Below are 14,558 nucleotides of genomic sequence, written 5' to 3'. Positions count from 1 at the left end.
GACTCCCACCATCAACTCCGCGAGCAACGTTGATCAGTCGCTGCCAGAAATATAGCCTCCGAGCAGTAAGCCCCGAAATTCTTGCTCCGAGCAGAGTAAATTTGGTCTTATCTGAATGTGAATGCTGTCAGGAGTTCTCCGCCGCAACGCTTTGGAAGATGTCGCCGTCAGAAGCAAGACATCCCGGTCGATTAACTGCAGCACCCTTCGCCGCGGCACGGACAAACCTTTTGCCAAGACCTGATCCAATCTCACCAGAAGTCTCTGGGGATTAAGGATCTTTAACGTAACGTCTCCCGGCATCCCACCGCGCAATCGGTGGACACGCCGTTCCAGGCGAAAGCTGGTGGTTTCGCCATCCGAAGATATTCTCGCATTTTCACGGGCGATCCGTTCGGCAAGATGCTCATCGTTCTGCTGCAGGGCCTGAAGATAGTCGTCGGTCAAACTGCTGACCGGTCTTCGTTCAAAGACTGTCTGGTTCCAGCGTTTGCCGCAGGAAGTACAGGAATAGATCAACCAGGCATCCAGGCGGGAGCCGTTGGCATTCAATCGAAATTTTCCGGTTGAGCTGAACGCCCTGACTGCTCTGCAGCGGCCGCAGGGACGATTGATCTTGGGCAGGTCAGATGTGGTGATAGTCCATTCAAATTCAGTTGGAAAAAGCATTCCGTCGGTCTTCCCTGGAATGGAAGTCCGTCGACGGGCAGTCGGGCCGGCCTGAATGTGTCAACCACAGGCGCGCAGTCTGGCTGGGAGAGTTGAGAAAAAACGTCGTACCGGAAAATCAGATACGGAGGGCCAAGCCACACCGGTCCCGATCCGCCGCCTGGACGAACAAGCAATAAGGCGCACTCGTTTGAATGCAAGGCGGGATCGTAGACCGGTTAGAACGTAGGCAAAACAATCGTCCAGATTGAAAAAGACGACCCTGCATAGCGAGCCCCCGGTCATCAGGCAAGCTGCAAAACAGCTGTCCCTACTCTAACCTATTGGATTTCAATCTGACTGTTGCGTGCCTGCAAGGCCAAGGCAACAAGCGCCGGTCGCAAGTCCGCTGGATCTGCTAAAGGAGCCGAAAACCAGAGGCGCAGACAATCGTCTCCGGCGACGAGATCCAAGCCTTCGGGATCCAGGCAAGCAAGCCGCCAATTGGCATTCTTGCCCTTGAGCAGGGTTTCGGCATAAAGCTTGACGGCTTCCCTGTGGTCCTCGTTCATGTGGGCGACGGCGCTTTCTTCCATCGCGGACCATTGATCCTGCTGAACAACATCAGGGACCAAATCGATCCGGCTCAACTCAAAAGCTCTACCGAAACCGGCATTGAGGCTCGCTCGCTTCAATTCAAGCCGGAAGAACGAGAAGTCACCGAAATCGACATAAAGCTCGGCCTTGGGATGGCGCGCAAGGTATCGCCTCCGCAACCGATTGTGGTCAGCAGATCCTTTTTTCACCTGGATTGCCGTACAAAAAAGCGAAATCCTCGGATGGGCAAGCGGGTCGCCCTTCCCCGGCTCGCCAACTAGCAAGCTGCAGGAAGGGTTCGCGAGAATGGCTGTTGTGTGTCCTGAAAGCATGCTCGTCAGAATGACTGGGGTGCCATCCAGGTCGGTCGCAAGCGCCACACGGCTCGCAAGCGGATGCCCCGTACCGGCCTCCAGAACCGCGAGTGAGCCGAATCTCGCAATGCGGACCAGCTCCTTTCCGGCTCGCCGGGCCTGATCGTCTGTGGGCCGGATAACCGATTTAGGCTCTTTCTCCGACATGTTCTGATCGCTCACGCAGCCTCACCAACTTTTTTGCACTTTAGATGTGGCGATCTTAGCAATATTTGTTCAAACCTGAGGGCTTTTTTCCGTTCGGAAGAAATCCCAAAAAGTGTAACGTTTTAAATGCATTACGAAATATTTTCCGACAAAAACCGATCCTCCCCCGAAATGACTATCCGAAATCTGAACGCCAGATGAACAGCCATCTCAGAACCGGTTCAGGGCACTCGTGCAAATTTCTCATCATCAGCTACGGCGCCAAACCAGACAGGCGCAGGCCCTTGGAGAGAACCGATGAAGTCCATGAGTAAACGTCTTGTTGCCGCTGCCCTCACGGGCGCACTTCTTCTCCCGACCGTTGCAGCCGCAGAAGCCGGCCAGCGCCATGGTTGGCGCGACAATCGCGGTGGTCATCATCACCAACACCATCAAGGCAACAAGAAGCATCGCAAAAACAACGACAATCTCGGAGCGGCTGTCGCTGCGGGTGTTATCGGCCTTGCTGCAGGCGCAATCCTTCTTGGCGCCACCAGCCAGCCGAGCTACGCGGGCCCGCCCCCGGCGAACTACTACCCGCCAGCCAATGCGTATCCGCCGGCGCCCTATCCCGGGCGCGTCAGCCAAACCGTTGGCTATCAGCCTTGGAGTCCGGCCTGGTACCAATACTGCTCGGCACGCTACCGTTCATTCAACCCGTCGACGGGAACCTACACCACATACCAGGGTGAACAGCGTTTCTGCCAATAGCCTTAGCGCCATCAGGCCCCGCCTCTTTTGAACTAAGCACGTAAACTTTGGGCAACGAGCGACAGGTCAGCTGAACTGGCCAACCGCCCGTTGCCGATTTTTCTAGTCAGCCATTGTCTCGATTGATGCAAATCCTTCCGGCGCGTCACCCGCATCGAATGGCGTCTCCACGGCAATTACCTTATCCGGATAGAAACCGTTGAAGCGGGTTCGCAAAGACAGGCTGTAGGCGCCGATATGTCCTATCTCGATCCAGTCGCCCGTATCGACGGTTTCCGGCAGCCAGAATGGGCGTGACAGAATATCGACACTGTCACAAGTCGCACCGCAAACCTTGAACGGCACAATCTTGTCCGGCTGCCCGGCCCGTGTCTTGCGCGCAGGATCCGGGATAAACCGTGCAGGCAAGGTGATTTTACCTGTCCAACTGTCCGACAGTGAGGCCCAGATGCCGTCATTGATATAGAGGCGTCGGCCTTTTTTGAGCAACACGCGTACAATCAGCGAAATGGAACGGGCGACAATGACCCGGCCTGGTTCGGCAACAAGTGGCAGATTATCGAACTGCCAGTCGGAAATATCCGCTTTGAGCTGCCCCATCAGTTCCTCCAGCGACGGCATTTCGGGAACCTTGCGGCGCGGATCGTGGCCATAGACAGCCGGGAAGCCACCTCCAACATCAAGTTCTACGATCGGCACTCCGGCACGGGAACGAATCCAGTCAGCGGACGCGAGCGCCCGCTCATAGGTCTCCGGTTCCTCGATTTGGCTCCCGACATGAAAACACAGGCCGCATTTGAAACCGATACGATCAATGCGCTGAAGAAGTTCCACTGCGTGCCCCGGAGCCGCACCGAATTTCTTTGAAAGCTCGTAAGCGGCGTGACCTTTCGTGGCGATCCGCACGAACAGTGTTATTGTACCAGGATCGATATCAAGTGCCCTGACGATCCGCAGAATTTTTGCGACTTCGTCTTCGTGATCGAGAGAAAGCGTCCGGATTCCATAGGTCTCAAGCGCCAGCCTGATATCGGACTGAGCCTTGATCGGATGCATGTAGAGCATTTCAGCCTTGGGCGCGGCCTGTCTTACCGCCGCGAACTCCGCGGGCGAGGCAACGTCAAAACAATCGATACCTGCTTTCGCCAGTTCCTCCAAAACAAACGGCTCGCCGTTCGTCTTGACCGCGTAAGCGGTCTTACCCGGAAACAGTGCCTGAAATTGCTTGGCGTCCTCCCGCAGCACTTCTGGTCTAAAGCAATAGACTGGTTGATCTGGACGGAGCTCAAGGGCGGCGTCAACGGCAGTTTTGTAAAGGTCCATCAGCTGTTCCGGCGTTAGGAGTCAACGCCTTAAAGGAACAAGCCTGAATGTGTTTTGCAAGACCGGGATTGACTCATTGGCAAATTATGTAGGTGCAGTCCTTGCCATGACAGCCGGTATCGAGATGAATATGAGATTGATGGCTCAAATCGGCAGCTGGTCCCAGCACCGTCGTGAACCGTTTGCAGGCAGAGGTATGAATTGCAGTTAGAAACTGTCCTTGCTGCGCTTCGGCACCCCAGTGTTCCTCGACTGAAATCTGAGTACCGTCGCGCAACTGGATACCCAGAATGTCGATCGCCTTACCCAAGGCATGCTCGGACAGCTTGCCATCCGGCAGATTGTTCCGCCGCCGGCACTGATATCCCGGTCCAGTCGTTATCGTGGCGACTGGTTGACCGAAAAGGTTGCGAGCACTTGGCGTCACGTCATTGCGCAGCCATTGAGCCAGCATTTTGGCAAAGTCGCAGGATATGATCACGGGGCCTGAAATTGAAAGAATCTCCTTTCCCCGCCTCAGACCTGTCAGCTTCACCGGATTGGCAATGCCGCAAACGTTCTCTTTTTCCTGGCTAGGTTCGTCGAATAGAGGTTCGAGATTCTCGAAGTCAGCTCCTTCGATTTGGCAATCCTGTTGGACCTCTTCTCGAATTTGTTCTCCTTTCGCGTCAACTGGCAGACCTGATTGAGACGAAGCTCCGGGCTTTGAGGGCGGCACGTCGATCCCTTCAACAAAACCACTACGGATTTGCGGGTGCAAAGGTTTGGCTTGTGGCGGCTCTACCGGCTTACCAGTCGCGTTACTCTGGATAGCGAAGGGGGTAAGGCAAAAGAGTATCAGGAGTTTGCGCATTCAGTTCCCCGTGCCGTCGCGACCACTTCATGGAGTATGATTGAACAACCCGCTTGTCGCGTCTATGGTTCCGGAAGGCTAATTCGGAACATTCGTATGACACTCGAACTCTTTTCTGCCTATGTCATCGCAACACTGATCGTGCTCGCGATTCCGGGCCCGACAATCATGCTGGTCGTGAGCTATGCTCTGACCCAGGGCAGGAAATCCGCGTTTGCGAGCGTCTTGGGAGTTGGCCTTGGCGATGCCACGGCAGCCACGGCTTCACTGATGGGGCTTGGTGCGATCCTCGCAGCCTCGGCCACAGCGTTTGCCGTGCTTAAATGGGTCGGTGCTGCCTATCTCGTTTGGCTGGGTATCAAAATGTGGCGTAGCCACCCTTCGTCGCTCAGTCCTCATTCAATGCCCAATATTCCGGCAACAAAGATTTTTTGGCATGCCTATGTCGTAACGGCTCTGAACCCCAAGGGCATCGTTTTTTTCATCGCTTTCCTTCCCCATTTCATTGCCCCAAGTGCACCTGTCGTACCTCAATTGACGCTTTTGGGAACAACCTTTGTGGTTTTGGGGATTGTCAATGCCGCAGTTTATGCGCTCGCCGCGGCAGCCATAGGCCGAAAGCTGCGCAGTCCCTCGCTGCTGCGCCTGATCAATAGGGTCGGTGGGGTTTTTTTGATCTCTGCCGCGGCAATGACTGCGTCTTTGCAAAGATCTGCGGCATGAACAATAAGCCGGTCAGGTCGAAGACCTGCTAGACGCGAAAGGAATATCCTTTTTCTTGACCTGCGTCTCGTCCTCGGTAGAGCTACCACCTGATGACTTTAAGCCAAAGCTCGCGCCAGATTGTTTCAGCGTTTCAAGTGATCGACGGGCCCCGTCAGCACTTAGAGCCGCGTAGCGCTGAATGGCAGCATTGAGCTCCAGACCACCAGTCCGAAGCCGCCGGGCGCGCATGGTCAGAATATCCTTATAGGCTTCGGATGTGACATCATTGGCCTTACAGAGAATGATAAGCGGCTTGTCGCTGGCGCTGAATAAAAGTTGGGAAACTGCAGCAGGCGGCAGATTGCTAACCTTTGCCAGAAGCATACCAAGCTCAGCAGTCCTGTCTGCACGTGCAAACAAGGTCACGGCGTCGTCAATTTTTGTCTTTTTGCTGACAACATCCCGTATCAAGGCATTCGACTGCTCACGCGCTTCCTCGAGCTTGTGAGCACGTGCTGCCACTTCGGTCGCAGCACGTTCTGCAAGAAGCTGCACAAGTGTACTGTCCGCTCCAAGCGCACTTACACGCTCTTTCAGCTCCTCTGTCAAAAACGGCAAAAGGGCCGCGGCAGCTTCCTCCGGCAAATCTCGGCGATTTATGAGAGCAGCCTGAATGGTTTCGTTCGACCGTGCTTTTTCTACCAATTTCAGAAACGAAGCGTCGGCGAATTCCGCACCCTTGTTTTCGGCCACTTTACTCAGAACGGCGGAATCACCCCTATCGACCAAAACCGTCGTTACCGCCTTGTCGACCGTTTCACGGCCCGCAATCGCACCCAAATGCTCCATGGAAGCGGACGACGCGATCGCCACAAGATCTTCGGACGTCAGAGCAGGAGAGTGTTCCAGAACAGGTTCAGCTACCGGGAAAGCATCCTGCGCCAATTTTACCATCAGTTCGCGCGGTGCATCTTTCTCCCGACAAACCCGTTTGGACAGGATGATCTTGGTCTCTTCCTCCAATTGCCCCAACACCTTCAGGACGATGTCACCAAAAAGAAGACTGATCTGTTCGTCTCGATCGTCGCCGGAGCCTACAAACAGATCCGTCAGAACCCCGATCAGGCTTTTACGGCCTGAAGCGCTAGGATCCCTCGCCAGATCTGCAAGTTTTGCCAGATTGATCATCGACACTCCGACGCGCCGCATCGCGTTGCTGCAAAAGTTAGCATCAGGCTCTTAACATTAGCCTACTCAGGCTAAACTTTGCCGTCGCGAAAGAGCATGTTGACGAGGCTCGAGATCGCTTCACAAACCGTTCGAGATCGAGTTCGTCTTCTTAGCTGTGAAAAAAGTTAATTTTCGCATGTCACGCGTCTTGTGTTTCTGATCAAGGCCTTAATTAACAATTCCTCAATTATTGCAACCCTTGACTGCAGTCTATCGCTGCGCTGCAGCAACTTTTTCGCTTCGCTTCCTCGAAAGGCTGACTTAGTATCGCCCTGTCAAACAGAGGTAATCGGGAGCGGACATATGACCCTTGTACGGAACCTGAACATGATTGCCTTCTTTGCGGCTTTTGTCTTTTTGGCTGCAATTGTGGTCGGCGTTATCTGATCAACGGCAACGGCGAAGACCGGAACACGCTGAATTCGCAGCGATTAGACAATTCAACAACAAGAATAACTTTGAAAATTCAGCTCCGCCAGTCTTCTTGATTTGGCGGAACGCTGGGTTTGATCGTGTGCAAGCTTATCAGCTGCCCGCTTGATTCCACCCGGCAGCCATCTCGTTTTGCGGTCCATAGATATTGGCCACGCCTCGGAATGCCCGACGCAATTTTTGATTGCAACTGATACCCGTTTTACGGAAGACGCTACAATGTTGGCAGGCAGCCTGAAGATCGTTCCGGCTGCCCTAATTCCTAACGTCAAGCTAGCGTTTGAAAAAACTCCTATCGTGTCTTACCAGAGCAGACCTTATGCCGCCAACTTGGGTGCCTCGACCAGAGCAGCACCCCACAATGTCGGGTCCTTCATCAGCAGATCGGCAATCACAAATGTCAGACCGCTTTTTCCGACAAAGCCCAAAACATGTTTGAGATATGAACCGGCAAAGTCGATCTCCGAACCGATCTTGGTGCGGCCCGAAGCCACAATGACAGAGGCTTCTTGCCGTCCAGGAGCTCGACGGGACCGTTTTCCGTGTATTGGAAAGACTCGCTTGCCCTGGCGATCTGGTCAATCCAAGCCTTTAGGTTTGCTGGGGCGGAGAAGTTGTAGACGGGCGTTGCAATTACCAGTGTGTCCGCTGCCTTCAGTTCACTGACGAGCATTTCTGAAAGTGCCAGTTTTGCGCACTGTTCCGCTGACCTTACAGACGGCTCGTTGAAGGTTGCACCAACCCATTCCTCGTCAAGAAACCGCAACCCATGGAAACATCCCGATCGATCACCTTCGCTCAAGGATATTAGTCCAAGAGACACGTCACCAGAGCTTCACTTAGCTCCCGCGTTACGGAACCGGCTTTGCGTACCGATGCGTTGATCTGCAGTATGGATTTGATCGACTTTGACATCGTACTCTCCAAACAGTCACAACCGAACCTTGGTTCGCTTCTCACGCATCAGGGGTAATTTTCAAAAAAGCTCCAACTAGATTCTATTTTGTGAATAGCATGTCGCTTTCAGAGCCAATTGAATTGGCCAAACCCAATGTTTCACGGTCCCCACCGGACACCGGACAACAACTTGTAGAGGCCTGCAAGTGCCAATGCGCCAACGATCGTATTGACTATCTTGCCTTTCACGCTGGACGTCCCCTTGCGCAAATCTCGCAGGAAATGCATGTCCTTTTGGGCTTCAAGTGGGTGTTCCGTATCGACACCAAGGGCTCGCAGTACCTCCCAAGCCGCTTCGCGCCCACCTTCCCGGCCGCTTTTTCGCGATAATTCAAAGAGTTCCTCTTCAGTCACGCCTTTCCCCTTTTATCCCCGTGGTGACATGGTCATACCACTGGCCGCATCGCAAGACGCGAGCATTCGCCCGGCCTAGAGCCTGGTCAGTCCGGATAAGCGCCACGTCCAGCGGCTCACCGATCCGGACACCGGATGTTTCTTTTTGGCGGCAGTCGTCCGGATAGTCCGGCAACTGCCGCCCAGCTTCGATTTGCGCTGATGCCGAAGCAGCTATTCTCAACCGGTCTTCAGCGGTTGCGCAGGCGGTCAATAAGCCCAGGCTGCACAGTGCAACCGTCTTCCACGGTCGAAACATAGTGTTCCAACTCCTGTGCTGCGGCCTCGGCTTCCGCGTTGGCCTGATCAATGAGAGAAAGAAACCGGCGGTTGGCGCGATCCGTAACGACCTTGCGCCGTTTCAGTTCTTCAAGCTGGACCCGGGCGGCCGTCAATTCCGTGTCGGCCACATATTCGACAACAGCCCTTCGAACCGCGCTCGACTTGTCGGCCCAATGCCACACAAAAAGGCCGCCCAGGACGGCGGCAATAGCGAGGGCGGAACAAGCGGTGCGGCTTTGAAGTATCCAGGCGACTACCGGCATCACTTCAGCCCTTCCAGGCACAAGCTATGCTCAGCCGCACGGCGGTTTGCGAGCCCCGGGATCTTCCGGCCACCAGCCTTGTTGAACCATGTCGCGGCGTCACAGGCGCCCTTAAGGTCTCCCCGGTCAAGCCGCTTGCGTGCAGTGGACCGGCAAAAGCCCCCTACCCCAATGTTGTAAGTGAGGCTCACGAAGGCGACATAGGACTTTGCCGGAATGGCGTCCGGAGCCTTCAAGCACTTCCGCATTCCGGCTTCATGCTTCTGCAGCGAGGCCAAGAGCATTGCGTCACATTCAGCCTTCGTGTGCGTGTCCCCGAGCTTCACCCCGAACGTTTCGCCATAACAGACGGTCGGCACACCGACCACGTCGCGATAGGCAGTCAGGCGCAGACCTTCCCAGGTACCGACAAGCGCGATTGCTGCCGCGCCGACGGTCCCGACCAGGCGGGTTTTACGTCCCATCGTTCATGTTCCTTTGTGCGAGAATGCGAGCGACGAACGCACCCGCAGTTGCAAGAGCCGAGAGCAACGCAAGCCGCCCCGGCGCAATGAAGTCGCCCATGAAGGGCAGCGCCACTTCCGCGCCAGAGAGCAGCGCAGCAAGCAGCATGAGGCGCACGCTCCAAGCCCTTTGCAGGACTGCGCGCCAATTTGGAGCCAGGTGCATGAGTGTCCCTTCCGGCACAAAAAACCGCCTCAAGGGCGGTGCAAATTGCGTGCTGTGTGGCGGGTTATAGTTGCAGGGCGGCTTGCCAAAGCGCATCCACCTCATCCGGGATGAAGCCGAGTGCGGCCGAAAGCGAAACAACTAGCGGGTGCGTCCGGTCGAACGTCGCCGCATATTCCCATTCAACCTCTGCCTCTGCCCGGTCTGCCTCATCTTCAATGGCAGCAATTGCAGACCCGACTTGGGCGAACGTTCTGCCCGCATCGAGAAGACCTAGGCGGAATTGTCGGGCGGTCAGAGACGGCAACTCGGGCGCTGGCGGTTCAAGCTTCGTGACGCTCTGTCCCTCGACATGAAGCAAATGTGCCGGGTGGTCGTCTTCGTTATTAAAGACAAAACCACCGTATTCGGCAACATGCGTGTCAGCGTCCCACTCGTAGACGAATGGTTGAAACTTGGAGACGCGGTTATCCGCAACCGCAACGATGGCGAGATAGGTCATCAGCGATACCTCAAATGTACTTGACCTGCGTCAAAATTAGATGAACCGGTTCTGGTGATACGCAGCCAATCTAATTGAGCCGAAAGAGTCTTAGTGCCACCTCCGTAAATCGCGTAATTGACATCTGATAGCATACCGGCGAATGAGCAAGTCCAGTGCGTCCCCCCGGCGTCAAAGGTTTTGAAGCTCACTCTGGCGTGTGTCCTTGCCACGGCCCCAGACGAGACACGAAACCCATTGGTTGAGGTTTGAGCATTATAGGCACCTGGCCCGATCTCACCGGCCCCGGCCTCGTATCCGGTAGTCTCAAGCCCCCCTGCATCACCCAGTTGAATTAGGATATCCTCACCTCCAGCAACTGAAACATCCTCAAGAACAATTTCAATTTCTGAGGTTCCCGAAGGGATGCCAGTGAAATCGAACTCGGTTCCAGATGTGGTGGTCTGCGGAGTAACGTAAGTCCAGTCGACCCCCAAGCTAGCCCTGAAGCCCGCCTTGGTGTTCTTCCTGATGTAATCGTCGGAGGACGAGAAGAAGACCGTGTCGCTGTTTCGGGTGGTCGCTCCATGGGACATGTTCATGTACTGGCCCTTGACGTACCGGCCAAGGATATCCGCATTGCCATCGCGTTTTACCAAAGTGTTTGCCGTGGCGGCAGTGTCTTGCGCAGCGGACGGGCCTTCCGGACCAGTTGCCCCTGCGGCACCGGTCGCGCCCTTGGAGGCCAACAAACCCCAATAGGTCGTCTGGGTTGACGGGTTCTTGTTCGTACCGCTCAGCAGCGCGACATAGGAAGTCCCGTTGTAAACAACCACGTCATCTGCAACGTACGCGGAGCTGGAACTCCACGTGCCTTTGTAAACCAATCCCGGGTCACCCGCTGGCCCTTGCGGCCCCTGAGCGCCGGTCGGGCCTTGTGCCCCCGTATCACCCTTGATGCCCTGCACACCCTCTGGGCCTTGGATGCCCTGCGGACCGGTCGCCCCTTGGATACCCTGCTGCCCCTGCAAACCCTGTTCGCCTTTGGTGGCGATGATATCCCATTGGCTGGAAGCATCGTTGGGCACAACGTTCGTGTGTGCCTGCACACAGATGTAGTACGAGCCCTGATAGTGAACGGCGTCCCGGGGCTGATAGGCGGTTGCAGAGTTCCAGCCGCCCTTCGGCTCTATCCCGGCCGGACCTTGGATACCCTGCGGACCCTGAACGCCCTGCGGTCCCTCGGGTCCATCAATGCCCTGCGGCCCTTCCGGCCCCAACGGCCCCTGTTCGCCCTGCGATCCAATCGGACCTTGAACGCCCTGCGGCCCTCGGCCGAAGTTTACGCCGCTCGACCAGTGATCGACCGTGTTTGAGAGCTTCCAATAGATGATACCAAGCTCGGTATCGAGAAAGGAAAATCCCTCGGGCTCCGCGCCCCAGGTTGCCCGGTCGGCAGTCAAGCCCGACGCATCCGGATCAAAGGACTTGCCTACCGGCCCTTCCTCGCCCTGAGGACCTTGAATGCCCTGCGGCCCTTGCGCGCCGGTTGGGCCGGCTGCCCCCTGCACACCTTGCACACCGGGCAAACCTTGCGGCCCTTGTGGTCCGACAATGCCTTGCGGCCCCTGTGCCCCCGTCGGGCCTTCAGGGCCGCGCGGACCTTCCGGGCCTTGAATTCCAACCGGCCCCATCGGCCCCTGATATCCTACCGGGCCGCGCTCACCTTGCGGACCTTGCAAACCCTGAGGGCCTTGAGCACCCACCGGCCCAATCGGTCCTTGATCGCCGGTCGGCCCCTTTGGCCCCTGCGCGCCGGGGAGAGACGCGATTTCAAGCACCTGTTGAAGCGTCGGAATGTCGGTATTTGTCGCGGCTTCAATGCCGTTCACAACCCGCCGCCCGCCGAGGTCAAAACCGCCGTCCTTTTCCATGAGCGCACGGGAGGCTACCGACTGCATGTTGATCGCGGTGCGGTCCATTGCCCTTTCCATGACGGCAGGGTCAATCTCCCCTCCAGCCAGGCTATAGGGCTGGTCATAGGCGCTTACGAGCTGCACAGAGAGCGTGTCGCCAGGCAGCAAGGCAGCCGCGTCAAAGAACACCGTCCCGGCAGTGAAGTTGCCGCCCGTAAAAGTCCAGTTGCCCGGGCTTTGCTGGTAGATCCAAACTGTCGTTTGCCCATCCGCCGCGGTGTGGACTACCTGAAGGTTGTTTTCGTCGACAAACTGAAAGGGCAAGTCGACACGATCCGTCACGCCGTCGCCCAGTATCTGGACGCGGCCTTCGGTCAAGGCTGCTATTGTCATGGGAATACCTTTGGTAAAATGCGTTCTGGATTATCGTTTTGTCATTCGCGAAACTGGGCGCGCGACGGTAGGGCAATGTCGCCACGCTGTTCAGAGCACAAACTCAAGTTGAACGACCGGCGAGACGAGCCAGAATGTTGCCGTAGCCTGAAGAAGCCCCGGCGATCTGCTTCTGCGTTCTCGCTTCCAGAACAAGTTGGCTTCGTCGCTCAGGATCGTTGGCATGGGCCAGCAACTTCGCAGCTTCCAAATCGGAAGCTCCCCCCATTTCAGTCAACACGCGCCATTTCGTCATCGCATCGTTCAAGCCGCGCCCGCCTTTTCCGCAACGAACTCCATTCGGATCGATGCGCGCCAGCGCAGCCAGGTTCTTAAAGCCAGTACCTACTTGTGACTGGTCCATACTCCGCAGGCTTTTTCGAAGCCCGACTGCAAAACCTACAGGCACCTGTTTGCAGCTCCGGTAAATTTCTCGCGCAGTGATGTATGGATCTGCGCCTCTTGAGGTTAGATGCGCATAAGCCTGCTCGATCTGCCGGCTGGTTAGGTTTGAAAACGGGTTGGATGCATCCGAAAGGTAAATCGAGTTTAAGGCAGCCAAACTGGCTTGGTCGTCTCGGGCTCTTTTCTCCAGAACATCCAGAAGCCCTGCTTTTTGTGCTTTGCTGATCCTTTGGCTCTCTTGGATATCCAGAGGATCAAGCAGCCGATGGTCAGTTTCTAGTCTTTCAGCTATGCGAGCGCTTTCTTCAACAGCCGCTAGCGCCATTTCTTCGCGTGCCTCGGCTTCCAGCCTGACACGGGTATTTTGCGGCAATGCCGCTAACAGACCACGTGCCTCTATCTTGGCCTCACCTTGCGTTCCGCTTTGTGCAGAGACAGAGGAATCTGATCGGTCTGCGATGGGTTCTCTTTTCCGCAGGTCTCTCTCGGCGAACGCTGAATCACTTTCAGAGGTCCCATTCAAGTCAGCGAATTGCTGCAGCTGTTCAGCCGGCGGCAGGGATTTGAACCAGGCTTCCCTCAGTCCTTCAGCACCGGAGGCAAGAAGAGAGCGTTTTTCTGCCCCCGGCAATGGCGTGTCTGCAACCAGGTTTTCCATCGTCGCATAAGCGTTCTGGAATTTTCCTGGCTCTTCCCGAACTCCGGTAATCAGGCTTTGGAAAACATTTGAAACTTCCGTTCGGAAATAGGATTGGCGTTCGTCATATTCCATTTCCGCATATCGCTGAACTTCTTCCGATCGTTTATCTGAAAGGAACACTGCGAGCCTATCCTTCAGAGAGGGCGGCTGGTCCTTCAGCAAAAGTTTGCCCGCCTCATCAAAACTCGCCAGCATGGCTTCGGTCAAATTCATCGCGCCCGGTGCGAGATTTTTCCGGGCGTCACTTTCTCTTTGCTTTTGCGCGGCCACGATCTGCTGTTTCGTGCGCTCAGCTTCGAGGTTTGCCACCTGGTCTCGATGCTTTTGCATCAGCTCGGCGAGGCCCGCAGCAGCCCCCGCGCTTTTCTGGATCTGTGCGCCGAAGCCTTCAGTCGCTTCGCCGACGGCAGTGTCCGCGACAACCTGCGGCTGGCGGGTGCCGGGAAGTGTCTGAGTGCCGCTGAACTTTTCCAATCGTGCCAAGTCAATCTCCGGGGTTCGTCAGTTGGTCACGCGATGCTTTTGTAAATGGCGCCGCCAAGCGTCGTTGCGGCGTTTGTGAAGCCGCCAAGCATTGTGCTGGCGACGGCATACTTGCCGGCCTGCCGGTGAGATTGCGCCCGTTGGAGGGCTGTTTTGGCTTTAAAGGTGAGATTGTCCCGCTCGCCTTCCACCCGGTAGCGGATTGCTTCAATGTTCTGCGCCGCTTCATTGGAAGTGTCGTCCATGGCATCGACCAGGGAACCGGTCGGGGACAGGCCCCGCTCAGCCCCCACGGCCCGGTTGCTGGCCAGGATCTGCTGATGGCGCTCCATTGTACGGCGGCGCTCGAAAGAGGTCTGGGTCTGATTGACTTCCTTCTGACGGTTGGCGAGTTCGGCTCTTCGTTCTTCCGCCTTGGCGTTGGCCTCGGCTTGCTGCCGGAGACCATTCGATTGCACAGCAGCCCCCGCAAGCGAACCCGCTACGGAAATGGCCGCGACAACGGCTGGGTGGCACAT

Annotated in this window: 16 protein-coding genes and 1 pseudogene; 2 read left to right on the top strand and 15 right to left on the bottom strand. The window is 56.1% G+C overall.

Translation table 11 applies throughout. The features are described 5' to 3' along the window. Positions 1-33: 33 nt before the first annotated feature. Together ACX3M4_RS27645 and ACX3M4_RS27640 are read right to left on the bottom strand one after the other, a co-directional pair. Positions 34-669 carry a DUF1062 domain-containing protein gene (locus tag ACX3M4_RS27645; protein WP_459356141.1) on the bottom strand — a complete coding sequence of 212 codons (636 nt, stop codon included), beginning with the start codon at positions 667-669 and terminating at the stop codon, positions 34-36. Between the two features lie 320 nt (positions 670-989). Beyond that, positions 990-1,781 carry a HugZ family pyridoxamine 5'-phosphate oxidase gene (locus ACX3M4_RS27640; RefSeq protein WP_459356140.1) on the bottom strand — a complete coding sequence of 264 codons (792 nt, stop codon included), beginning with the start codon at positions 1,779-1,781 and terminating at the stop codon, positions 990-992. A gap of 282 nt (positions 1,782-2,063) precedes the next feature. Between ACX3M4_RS27640 and ACX3M4_RS27635 the strand changes: the two genes are divergently transcribed. Further along, a complete protein-coding gene (locus tag ACX3M4_RS27635; RefSeq protein ID WP_459356139.1) occupies positions 2,064-2,516 on the top strand; it encodes a BA14K family protein in 453 nt (150 codons plus the stop codon). Between the two features lie 102 nt (positions 2,517-2,618). Here ACX3M4_RS27635 and ACX3M4_RS27630 read toward each other — a convergent pair whose 3' ends face one another. Both ACX3M4_RS27630 and ACX3M4_RS27625 read right to left on the bottom strand, forming a co-directional pair. Further along, a complete protein-coding gene (locus tag ACX3M4_RS27630) occupies positions 2,619-3,839 on the bottom strand; it encodes an alanine racemase (RefSeq protein WP_459356138.1) in 1,221 nt (406 codons plus the stop codon). Between the two features lie 73 nt (positions 3,840-3,912). Further along, the gene (locus ACX3M4_RS27625) at positions 3,913-4,692 is read right to left on the bottom strand and encodes an extensin-like domain-containing protein (protein WP_459356137.1); all 780 of its coding nucleotides are present in this window, start codon (positions 4,690-4,692) and stop codon (positions 3,913-3,915) included. 96 nt (positions 4,693-4,788) lie between these two features. Between ACX3M4_RS27625 and ACX3M4_RS27620 the strand changes: the two genes are divergently transcribed. Beyond that, positions 4,789-5,415: a LysE family translocator gene (locus ACX3M4_RS27620; RefSeq protein WP_459356136.1), complete on the top strand. Its 627-nt coding sequence runs from the start codon at positions 4,789-4,791 to the stop codon at positions 5,413-5,415. Between the two features lie 12 nt (positions 5,416-5,427). Here the strand turns inward: ACX3M4_RS27620 and ACX3M4_RS27615 are convergent, their stop codons facing one another. The 11 genes and pseudogenes from ACX3M4_RS27615 to ACX3M4_RS27565 form a co-directional block, all read right to left on the bottom strand. After that, positions 5,428-6,585 carry a DUF2336 domain-containing protein gene (locus ACX3M4_RS27615; RefSeq protein WP_459356135.1) on the bottom strand — a complete coding sequence of 386 codons (1,158 nt, stop codon included), beginning with the start codon at positions 6,583-6,585 and terminating at the stop codon, positions 5,428-5,430. Between the two features lie 791 nt (positions 6,586-7,376). Continuing rightward, positions 7,377-7,553, bottom strand: a complete 177-nt coding sequence (locus ACX3M4_RS27610; protein ID WP_459359527.1) for a hypothetical protein — start codon at positions 7,551-7,553, stop codon at positions 7,377-7,379. 41 nt (positions 7,554-7,594) lie between these two features. Continuing rightward, positions 7,595-7,882: pseudogene (locus ACX3M4_RS27605) on the bottom strand (NAD(P)H-dependent oxidoreductase); the annotation flags it as partial. 233 nt (positions 7,883-8,115) lie between these two features. Continuing rightward, complete coding sequence (locus ACX3M4_RS27600) at positions 8,116-8,370, bottom strand: hypothetical protein (protein ID WP_459356134.1); 255 nt, start codon at positions 8,368-8,370, stop codon at positions 8,116-8,118. Positions 8,371-8,600: 230 nt separating this feature from the next. Beyond that, on the bottom strand, positions 8,601-8,954 hold the full coding sequence (locus ACX3M4_RS27595; RefSeq protein WP_459356133.1) for a hypothetical protein: 354 nt from the start codon (positions 8,952-8,954) through the stop codon (positions 8,601-8,603). Then, positions 8,954-9,418: a lysozyme gene (locus tag ACX3M4_RS27590; protein WP_459356132.1), complete on the bottom strand. Its 465-nt coding sequence runs from the start codon at positions 9,416-9,418 to the stop codon at positions 8,954-8,956. The genes ACX3M4_RS27595 and ACX3M4_RS27590 overlap by 1 nt, the downstream gene beginning before the upstream one ends. Continuing rightward, on the bottom strand, positions 9,408-9,623 hold the full coding sequence (locus tag ACX3M4_RS27585; protein WP_459356131.1) for a DUF7940 domain-containing protein: 216 nt from the start codon (positions 9,621-9,623) through the stop codon (positions 9,408-9,410). Before ACX3M4_RS27585 ends, ACX3M4_RS27590 begins: the two co-directional genes overlap by 11 nt. Before the next feature lie 64 nt (positions 9,624-9,687). After that, complete coding sequence (locus tag ACX3M4_RS27580) at positions 9,688-10,125, bottom strand: hypothetical protein (protein WP_459356130.1); 438 nt, start codon at positions 10,123-10,125, stop codon at positions 9,688-9,690. Further along, positions 10,125-12,413: a hypothetical protein gene (locus ACX3M4_RS27575; protein WP_459356129.1), complete on the bottom strand. Its 2,289-nt coding sequence runs from the start codon at positions 12,411-12,413 to the stop codon at positions 10,125-10,127. Before ACX3M4_RS27575 ends, ACX3M4_RS27580 begins: the two co-directional genes overlap by 1 nt. A gap of 103 nt (positions 12,414-12,516) precedes the next feature. Continuing rightward, the gene (locus ACX3M4_RS27570) at positions 12,517-14,040 is read right to left on the bottom strand and encodes a hypothetical protein (RefSeq protein ID WP_459356128.1); all 1,524 of its coding nucleotides are present in this window, start codon (positions 14,038-14,040) and stop codon (positions 12,517-12,519) included. A gap of 26 nt (positions 14,041-14,066) precedes the next feature. Next, a complete protein-coding gene (locus ACX3M4_RS27565) occupies positions 14,067-14,558 on the bottom strand; it encodes a virion core protein, T7 gp14 family (protein WP_459356127.1) in 492 nt (163 codons plus the stop codon).

Source organism: Roseibium sp. M-1 (assembly GCF_054515675.1).
The sequence above is the reverse complement of the archived record's forward strand: the minus strand, read 5'-3'. Positions and strand labels throughout refer to the sequence as shown.

Bases quoted from the DNA above. Each gene is read 5' to 3' on its own strand.
- ACX3M4_RS27645 (WP_459356141.1), bottom strand. From the start codon at position 669: ATGCTTTTTCCAACTGAATTTGAATGGACTATCACCACATCTGACCTG.
- ACX3M4_RS27635 (WP_459356139.1), top strand. From the start codon at position 2,064: ATGAAGTCCATGAGTAAACGTCTTGTTGCCGCTGCCCTCACGGGCGCA.
- ACX3M4_RS27630 (WP_459356138.1), bottom strand. From the start codon at position 3,839: ATGGACCTTTACAAAACTGCCGTTGACGCCGCCCTTGAGCTCCGTCCA.
- ACX3M4_RS27625 (WP_459356137.1), bottom strand. From the start codon at position 4,692: ATGCGCAAACTCCTGATACTCTTTTGCCTTACCCCCTTCGCTATCCAG.
- ACX3M4_RS27620 (WP_459356136.1), top strand. From the start codon at position 4,789: ATGACACTCGAACTCTTTTCTGCCTATGTCATCGCAACACTGATCGTG.
- ACX3M4_RS27615 (WP_459356135.1), bottom strand. From the start codon at position 6,585: ATGATCAATCTGGCAAAACTTGCAGATCTGGCGAGGGATCCTAGCGCT.
- ACX3M4_RS27595 (WP_459356133.1), bottom strand. From the start codon at position 8,954: ATGCCGGTAGTCGCCTGGATACTTCAAAGCCGCACCGCTTGTTCCGCC.
- ACX3M4_RS27590 (WP_459356132.1), bottom strand. From the start codon at position 9,418: ATGGGACGTAAAACCCGCCTGGTCGGGACCGTCGGCGCGGCAGCAATC.
- ACX3M4_RS27585 (WP_459356131.1), bottom strand. From the start codon at position 9,623: ATGCACCTGGCTCCAAATTGGCGCGCAGTCCTGCAAAGGGCTTGGAGC.
- ACX3M4_RS27580 (WP_459356130.1), bottom strand. From the start codon at position 10,125: ATGACCTATCTCGCCATCGTTGCGGTTGCGGATAACCGCGTCTCCAAG.
- ACX3M4_RS27575 (WP_459356129.1), bottom strand. From the start codon at position 12,413: ATGACAATAGCAGCCTTGACCGAAGGCCGCGTCCAGATACTGGGCGAC.
- ACX3M4_RS27565 (WP_459356127.1), bottom strand. From the start codon at position 14,558: ATGTGCCACCCAGCCGTTGTCGCGGCCATTTCCGTAGCGGGTTCGCTT.